The 5,306-nt window shown below is 73.4% G+C and carries 6 protein-coding genes and 1 pseudogene; all 7 read left to right on the top strand.

The window, feature by feature from the left end; all coding sequences use genetic code 11:
• Positions 1–245, top strand: a 245-nt coding sequence (locus E1300_RS53165) for a helix-turn-helix domain-containing protein (RefSeq protein WP_242619864.1), incomplete at its 5' end; no start/stop codon positions are given.
• Positions 246–392: 147 nt separating this feature from the next.
• Positions 393–770 carry a DUF3499 domain-containing protein gene (locus E1300_RS47415; protein ID WP_131763815.1) on the top strand — a complete coding sequence of 126 codons (378 nt, stop codon included), beginning with the start codon at positions 393–395 and terminating at the stop codon, positions 768–770.
• Positions 771–910: 140 nt separating this feature from the next.
• On the top strand, positions 911–2,266 hold the full coding sequence (locus E1300_RS47410; protein WP_131763814.1) for a phosphomannomutase/phosphoglucomutase: 1,356 nt from the start codon (positions 911–913) through the stop codon (positions 2,264–2,266).
• Positions 2,267–2,273: 7 nt separating this feature from the next.
• The gene (locus tag E1300_RS47405; protein WP_131763813.1) at positions 2,274–2,456 is read left to right on the top strand and encodes a Trm112 family protein; all 183 of its coding nucleotides are present in this window, start codon (positions 2,274–2,276) and stop codon (positions 2,454–2,456) included.
• The gene (locus tag E1300_RS47400) at positions 2,453–3,592 is read left to right on the top strand and encodes an SIS domain-containing protein (RefSeq protein WP_242619863.1); all 1,140 of its coding nucleotides are present in this window, start codon (positions 2,453–2,455) and stop codon (positions 3,590–3,592) included. Before E1300_RS47405 ends, E1300_RS47400 begins: the two co-directional genes overlap by 4 nt.
• Entirely contained in the window at positions 3,593–4,540 is a 948-nt protein-coding gene (locus E1300_RS47395) for a cation diffusion facilitator family transporter (protein ID WP_131763812.1), read from the top strand.
• 547 nt (positions 4,541–5,087) lie between these two features.
• A pseudogene (locus tag E1300_RS47390) lies at positions 5,088–5,306 on the top strand (sensor histidine kinase); the annotation flags it as partial.

The following is a 5,306-nucleotide window of genomic DNA, read 5'->3' as shown; positions in this document are numbered from 1 at the left end:
CCCCGGCACCGGCCGCCGAGGCCGCGCCGCCGGGCCCGCCCGGCCGCCGCGACGACCTCGGCCTCTCGCCGCGCGAGGCCGAGGTCATGGAGCTCATCGCGCAGGGCCGCTCCAACGGCGAGATCGCCCGCGCCCTGGTCGTCTCCGAGTACACGATCAAGAACCACGTCAACCGGATCTTCGCGAAGCTCGGCGTGCGCACCCGCGGCGCCGCGATGGCCCGCTGGCTCGGCACGGCCCGGTGAGCGAACGGCCCGGTGAGCAATGCGAGGCCACGGTAAGAACCCGTGACTACACGGAATGTAGTTGTTACCCCGGAAATCCACCGGTAACGGCGACACGTGCGCCGGGGTGGTGGCGGAGGCGGCGGGAGGGAGGTACGGTCGGCCATCGTGAGCCCCGTCCGCACCTGCTCCCGCACCGCCTGCAAGGCGCCCGCAGTCTTCACGCTCACGTACGTCTACCGTGACTCGACCGCGGTCCTGGGGCCCCTCGCCACGTACGCCGAGCCGCACTGCTACGACCTGTGCGCGGAGCACTCCGAGCGGCTCACCGCGCCGATGGGATGGGAACTGGTCCGGCTGCCCGTCGAGACGGAGACCGAGCCCAGCGCCGACGACCTGGAGGCGCTCGCCGACGCCGTCCGCGAGGCCGCCAAGCCCGCGCCGGGCTCCGGCCAGGAGCCGGTCGGGCAGGGCACCGAGGTCGGCCGCCGCGGGCACCTGCGGGTCCTGCGCTCCGAGCCCGCGGGCACCAAGCCCCAGGAGTGACCGCCGCGGGCCGCGGCCCCGCGCCCCGCGCGCCGGAAGCCGTCCGCTTTGCCCCGGCCTGCCGAGCCGCGGCCGGTCGCCCCGCCCGTTCCCGGTAGGCTCGGGAATCCCCCGTGACATCACTCGGACAGGGAGCAGGAGTGGGCGACCTCGCCAAGATCTTCAAGGCGTACGACATCCGGGGCGTCGTCCCGGACGAGCTCGACGCCGCCATCGCCGAGGCGGTCGGCGCGGCCTTCGTGCGCGTGACGGGGGCCGGCGCGGTCGTCACCGCGCACGACATGCGGGAGTCCTCCGTGCCGCTCGCCGAGGCGTTCGCGCGCGGCGCGACGTCCCAGGGGGCGGACGTCATCGAGGCGGGGCTCGGCTCCACCGACATGCTGTACTACGCCAGCGGCAGCCTCGACCTGCCCGGCGCCATGTTCACCGCGAGCCACAACCCGGCCCGCTACAACGGGCTGAAGCTGTGCCGCGCGGGCGCGCGGCCGGTCGGCCGCGACACCGGCCTCACCGAGATCCGCGAGCTCGTCGAGAAGGGCGTCCCCGCCCACGACGGCCCCGCCGGCACGGTGTCGAGCCGCGACATCCTCAAGGGCTACGCCGACCACCTGAAGACGCTGGTCGACCTGTCGTCGATCCGCCCGCTCAAGGTCGTCGTCGACGCGGGCAACGGCATGGGCGGGCACACCGTCCCGTCCGTCTTCGAGGGCCTGCCGATCGACCTCGTGCCGCTGTACTTCGAGCTCGACGGCACCTTCCCGAACCACGAGGCCAACCCGATCGAGCCGGCGAACCTCCGCGACCTCCAGGCCAAGGTCCGCGAGACGGGCGCCGACATCGGGCTCGCCTTCGACGGCGACGCCGACCGCTGCTTCGTCGTGGACGAGCGCGGCGAGATCGTCTCCCCGTCCGCGATCACCGCGCTGGTCGCGGTCCGGGAGCTGGCCAAGCACCCCGGCGCCCCGATCGTGCACAACCTGATCACGTCGAAGGCCGTCCCGGAGATCGTCACCGAGCACGGCGGCACGCCGATCCGCACCCGCGTCGGCCACTCGTTCATCAAGCAGACGATGGCCGAGTCCGGCGCGGTGTTCGGCGGCGAGCACTCGGCGCACTTCTACTTCCGCGACTTCTGGTTCGCCGACTCGGGCATGCTCGCCGCGCTGCACGTCCTCGCCGCGCTCGGCGAGCAGGACCGGCCGCTGTCGGAGCTGCTCGGCGAGTACACCCGCTACTCCGCGTCCGGCGAGATCAACAGCGAGGTCGCCGACCAGGACGCCGCCACCGCGCAGGTGCGCGAGGCGTTCGCCGGGCGGCCCGGCGTGACGATCGACGAGCTCGACGGCCTGACCGTCGCCGACGAGGCCGCCGGCTGGTGGTTCAACCTGCGGCCGTCCAACACCGAACCGCTGCTGCGCCTCAACGCCGAGGCCGCCGACGACCCGACCACGGCGGCGATCCGCGACGAGGTCCTCGCCATCGTGAGGGGAAAGTGACGCTGCCATGACGATGAGGCTCGACTCCTGGCTGCTGGAGATCCTCGCCTGCCCGAACTGCGGCGGCGAGCTCCGCGCCGACGACGCGGCCGCCGAGCTGGTCTGCACCGGCTCGTGCGGCTACGCCTACCCCGTCCGGGACGACATCCCGGTCCTCCTCGTCGACGAGGCGAGGACCCCCGCCCCGTGATCTCCGGCTTTTCGGGAGCCGCCCTGGAGGACGCGGCGGCGATCGAGGCCGCGGATCCCGGCGGGATGCTGCGGCAGGTCGCCTCGTCGGCCGCGCAGATCCGCGAGGCGCAGCGCGCGGCGTCCGAGGCGGGCGTCGCCGCGCTCGCCGAGGACGGCCGCCCGCGCGCGATCGTGGTCACCGGCATGGGCGGCTCCGGCATCTCCGGCGACGTGCTCGCGGCGGTGTGCGGCGCGGGCTGCCCGGTGCCCGTGACGACCGTGCGCGGCTACCGGCTGCCCGGCTGGGTCGGCGCCGCCGACCTGGTCATCGCCGTGTCCTGCTCGGGCGCCACGGAGGAGACCCTGGAGGTCGCGGCGGAGGCGGCGCGGCGCGGCAGCCGGCTGCTGTTCGTCGGCGGGGCCGACTCCCCGCTCGCCGACCTCGCCGCCCGCAGCCGCGCGGCGTTCGTCCCGGTGCGCTCGGTCGGCCAGCCGCGCTCGACGCTGTGGGGCCTGACCGTCCCGCTGCTGCTCGCCGCGCGGGCCCTCGGCCTCGCCGACGTGCCGGACGCGGTGCTGGAGTCCACCGCGACGCTCCTGGAGGACGTCGCGCACCGCTGCCGCCCCGGGAGCGAGCCGTTCGTGAACCCCGCCAAGCGGATGGCCCTCGACCTCGCGGGCGACGTCCCGCTGGTGTGGGGGTCGTCGGACCTGGCGAGCACGGCCGCGTACCGGATGTGCTGCCAGCTCAACGAGAACGCCAAGTACCCCGGCGTCTACGGCGCCCTCCCCGAGGCGAACCACAACCAGGTGATGGCCTTCGACGGCCTCTTCGCCGCCGGCGGCTCGCCCGCCGACCCCGACGACTTCTTCCGCGACCGCGAGGGCGACGCCGAGCACGGACTCCACCTGGTGCTCCTCCGCGACACCGAGGAGCACCCGCAGGTCCGCAAGCGGCGCGAGGCGTCCCTCCTGGCGGCCCGCGACCGCGGCGTCGCGGTGTCCGAACTGGCGGCGGAGGGGACCCACCCGCTGGAACGGATCGCCTCCCTCGTCGCGCTCACGGACTATGTCACGGTTTACTTGGCCATCACGCTGGGCGTCGACCCCACGCCCGTGCCGGTCATCCAAGAGCTCAAAGCGAGGATTGCGTAGATGAGTGCTGAGGGCGGGACCAAGGCCATTGTCGCCGCGCTGGCCGCCAACCTCGGGATCGCCGCGTCGAAGTTCGTCGCGTTCGCGTTCACCGGTTCGTCGTCGATGCTCGCCGAGTCGATCCACTCGGTGGCGGACTCGGGGAACCAGGGGCTGCTGCTCCTCGGACGCAAGCGCGCCGAACGCAGCCGGACCCCGAAGCACCCCTTCGGATACGGCCGCGAACGCTACTTCTACGCGTTCGTCGTCGCCGTCGTCCTGTTCACCGTCGGCTCCGCGTTCTCGCTGTACGAGGGCTACCACAAGATCTCCCACCCGGAGGAGGTCGAGGCCCCCATCTGGGCGTTCGCGGTGCTGATCATCGCGATCGGGCTGGAGTCCTTCTCCTTCCGGACGGCGATCAAGGAGTCGAACGAGCACCGCGGCACCCAGTCCTGGTGGGCGTTCATCCGGCGCGCCAAGGCCCCCGAACTGCCCGTCGTCCTGCTGGAGGACCTCGCCGCGCTGCTCGGCCTGCTGTTCGCGCTGTTCGGCGTGACGATGGCCGTCGTCACCGAGGACGGCGTCTGGGACGGCGTCGGCACCATGGCGATCGGCCTGCTGCTCGGCGCCGTCGCGACGATCCTCGCGATCGAGACCAAGAGCCTGCTCATCGGCGAGGGCGCCGACCCCGAGCAGGAGCAGCGGATCATCGCGGCGCTGGAGTCGGTCGACGAGGTCGACCACGTCATCCACATGCGCACCGAGTACGTCGGGCCGGAGGAGCTGCTGATCGCCGCCAAGATCGCCGTCTACCACGACGACACGGCGGCCGAGGTCGCCCGCGGCATCGACGCCGCCGAGGCGCGGATCCGGGCCCAGTTCCCCGAGGCCCGGCTGATCTACCTGGAGCCGGCGCTGGACGAGGCCGACCTCCGGCGCGCGGAGACACCCCCCGTCTCCTCCTGAAGAACGACCCGACCCGCCCAGCACCCCGTGCCGGAGCGGCACCGGGCCGTCCGGGAAGGTCGAATCGAGTCGCTCTGCGAAGGGGGCCGCTCTGCGAAGGGGCCGAGCACGCCGCAGGGCGCCCTCTCAAGGGACCTTGGCATGTGAAGGGACCTCGGCATGTGAAGCCGGGGAGGGATGCCCGCATGGGGCCCGCATGGGATCCCTCGCCGGGCGGCCGCCGCCGTGCCGGTCGACCCCAGCCCAGGCAAGACCGGCGAGTGCCTCCGCGAGGAGGCGCGTACCACGGCCGTCCGGCGAGGTGCTTCCCATGCGTCCCCGCCCGGACCCCTGAAACCGGGCGGTTCTGGTGTGACCGCGGCAGCCGTGCCGAACCCCTGGTCGGCGGCGGCCACCGTCGCGGTCACACTGAGAACACTACGTTCGCGCAGGTCCCGGCACGTCCACCGAAAGGAGGGAAACCGGGTCGTCCTCCAGGGGGATCCCGCTCCTCCGCATACCTCCGCACGGTGAGGTGATCGCCCCGCCCAGCGGTCAGTATGGAGGGGTGACCGGCGAAGACCACTCCGACAAGACACGGCGCGGCCCCGACCCCGCGGGCTTCGGGCCCGCGCTCGCGCACCAGGCGTGGCGGCTGTCCGGGCGGATCGTGGCGGGCGTGGGCCAGCTGCTGCTGTGGATCCTCACCGGCATCGGCCGCCTGCTGCGCCCCGCCGCGCTGCGGCTCGGCGCGCGCCTGAACGGCGGCGGACGGCGCGCCCCGCAC

It is taken from the genome of Actinomadura fibrosa (genome assembly GCF_900659615.1).
GTDB classification, from domain to species: Bacteria; Actinomycetota; Actinomycetes; order Streptosporangiales; family Streptosporangiaceae; genus Spirillospora; species Spirillospora fibrosa.
Note: the sequence above shows the minus strand (reverse complement) of the source record. Positions and strands in the feature narration are given on the sequence as shown.

What these genes read in the sequence shown, in the direction of transcription:
- E1300_RS47405 (WP_131763813.1), top strand. Translation starts at nt 2,274, where the DNA reads ATGACGATGAGGCTCGACTCCTGGCTGCTGGAGATCCTCGCCTGCCCG.
- E1300_RS47395 (WP_131763812.1), top strand. Translation starts at nt 3,593, where the DNA reads ATGAGTGCTGAGGGCGGGACCAAGGCCATTGTCGCCGCGCTGGCCGCC.